General features: G+C 31.7%; 3 protein-coding genes. 1 reads left to right on the plus strand and 2 read right to left on the minus strand.

Annotated elements, in window-relative coordinates:
• Together ABWP60_RS09530 and ABWP60_RS09535 are read right to left on the minus strand one after the other, a co-directional pair.
• The coding region (locus ABWP60_RS09530) for a 3-hydroxyacyl-CoA dehydrogenase NAD-binding domain-containing protein (RefSeq protein ID WP_353151791.1) at positions 1 to 341 on the minus strand (341 nt) is incomplete at its 3' end.
• A gap of 34 nt (positions 342 to 375) precedes the next feature.
• Complete coding sequence (locus tag ABWP60_RS09535; protein ID WP_353151793.1) at positions 376 to 1,341, minus strand: Gfo/Idh/MocA family protein; 966 nt, start codon at positions 1,339 to 1,341, stop codon at positions 376 to 378.
• A 189-nt stretch (positions 1,342 to 1,530) separates the two neighbouring features.
• On the opposite strand from ABWP60_RS09535, the gene ABWP60_RS09540 reads away from it, so the two are divergent.
• Positions 1,531 to 2,178, plus strand: a complete 648-nt coding sequence (locus ABWP60_RS09540) for a protein-L-isoaspartate(D-aspartate) O-methyltransferase (protein WP_353151795.1) — start codon at positions 1,531 to 1,533, stop codon at positions 2,176 to 2,178.
• Positions 2,179 to 2,313: the final 135 nt, after the last annotated feature.

Here is a 2,313-nt window from a genome sequence, read left to right on the forward strand (position 1 = left end):
GCTAAAATTACATTATGGTCGCAAATATCACTTAATTGCTTAAAGATATTCATTTTAAGTGCTACATTTTCAGTAGCGGCTTCCACAACCAAATCGCAACCCACCACACCATCTTTGATATCCGTGTAGGTGATAATATTTGAAATGGTTTTATGTTTGTCAGTTTCTGTGATGCTTCCTTTAGTAACCATTCTGTCTAAGTTAGCGGCAATAGTTGCCATTCCTTTTTCTAATGATTTTTCAGAAATATCAATTAATTTCACGGTAAATCCTGCTTGTGCAAATGTATGAGCAATTCCGTTGCCCATGGTTCCTGATCCTATTACGGCTATTTGTTTCATTTTGTAAAAATATATTTTTGTTAATTTGTCTAATTTACTTTCCGATTGAATCAATAATCTGATACGCAACTCGCAACGCTTCTGTTCCGTCTTCTAATGTTACAATAGGAGTTGTATTATTGTTAATTGCATCTGCAAACGATTCTAATTCATCTAAAATAGCGTTGTTTGGATGTACGTTTGGATTATCGAAATAAATTTGTTTTTTCACACCCTCTGCATTTTGCAAAATCATATCAAAATCACCTGGTGTTTCTGGGGCGTTTTGCATACGAACTACTTCGCAAATTTTATCTAAATAATCTACAGAAATGTAAGCGTCTTTTTGAAAGAAACGTGATTTACGCATGTTTTTCATTGAAATTCTACTCGCTGTTATGTTTGCTACACAACCGTTTTCAAATTCTAAACGCGCATTGGTAATGTCTGGAGAATCTGAAATTACGGCAACGCTACTGGCATTAACCGTTTTTACTTTCGATTTTACCACGCTCAAAATCGCATCAATATCGTGAATCATTAAATCTAAAACCACTGGAACATCTGTACCGCGCGGATTAAACTCTGCCAAGCGATGCGTTTCTATAAACATAGGTTTGTCAATTTTATCTTTCACAGCTGTAAAAGCTGGATTGAAACGCTCCACGTGACCCACTTGACCTTTTACATTATATTTAGTAGCTAAAGCAATAATTTCTTCTGCTTCTGAAACCGTTGTAGCGATTGGTTTTTCTATAAAAATATGTTTTCCAGCTTCGATTACCATTTTGGCACATTCGAAGTGTTGAATAGTTGGTGTAACAATATCTACCACATCAACTGAGGCAATTAAACTTTCTATAGAATCAAATTTTTTATAACCGAATTCAGCAGCAACTTTAGTAGCATTTTCCTCAAAAGGATCAAAAAAACCAACTAATTCGTATTTTTCAGACTGATTTAGTAAACGTAAATGTATTTTTCCTAAGTGACCAGCACCTAAAACTCCGACTTTTAACATAAAAATAAATTTCATCAAAAATAGTAATAAAATAAGAAATACCAATTAAGAAATCTCAATATTAAAAATTTCAAATTCAAATATGGTAACGATGAATATTAGTTTAAATTTTTTTAAAATATATTGGAATTTTATTTTTGTTTTTGATAAAATTCCATCTAATTTTACATCACTAATTTACACCATAAATTGAAAGATACTAATAAACATCAAGGGCTTAGAAATCTGCTAGTAAAACAATTAAAGGAAAAAGGAATAACGGATAAAAATGTTTTAGACACTATTGCTAAAATTCCCCGTCATTTGTTTATTGACTCTAGTTTTGAAAATTTTGCCTATCAAGATAAAGCGTTTCCGATTGGAGCGGACCAAACCATTTCACAACCTTATACAGTAGCTTTTCAGACGGAATTATTACAAGTAGAAAAAGATCATAAAATTTTAGAAATAGGAACGGGTAGTGGATATCAAACAGCCGTTTTGTGTTTATTGGGAGCTAAAGTATATTCTGTTGAACGACAAAATGAATTATTTAAAAAAACCAAAAACCTACTTTCTAAATTAAGCATAAATGTTATTCCAAAATTGCTATCCTTTGGCGATGGTTATAAAGGTTTACCAGATTATGCCCCGTTTGATGGTATAATTGTAACGGCAGGTGCGCCATCAGTTCCACAAGCATTAATGTCGCAATTGAAAATAGGTGGAAGATTAGTTATTCCAGTAGGAGAAAACGAACAAATAATGACTTTATTAGTAAGGAAAAACGAAACACAATTTGAAAAAACCGAATTTGGAGATTTCAAATTTGTACCCTTATTAGAAAATAAAAATTAAACATTTAAATTTATATAAAATGAAAAAACTGATTTTAGGATTTTTAGTGTTCAGTACTTTTTTAAATGCACAAGAAAAACCAAAATTAGTGGTTGGAATTGTGGTAGATCAAATGAAAATGGAATACTTGTATCG

The organism is Flavobacterium sp., assembly GCF_040402895.1.
Classification (GTDB): Bacteria; Bacteroidota; Bacteroidia; order Flavobacteriales; family Flavobacteriaceae; genus Flavobacterium.

What these genes read in the sequence shown, in the direction of transcription:
- ABWP60_RS09535 (WP_353151793.1), bottom strand. Translation starts at nt 1,341, where the DNA reads ATGTTAAAAGTCGGAGTTTTAGGTGCTGGTCACTTAGGAAAAATACAT.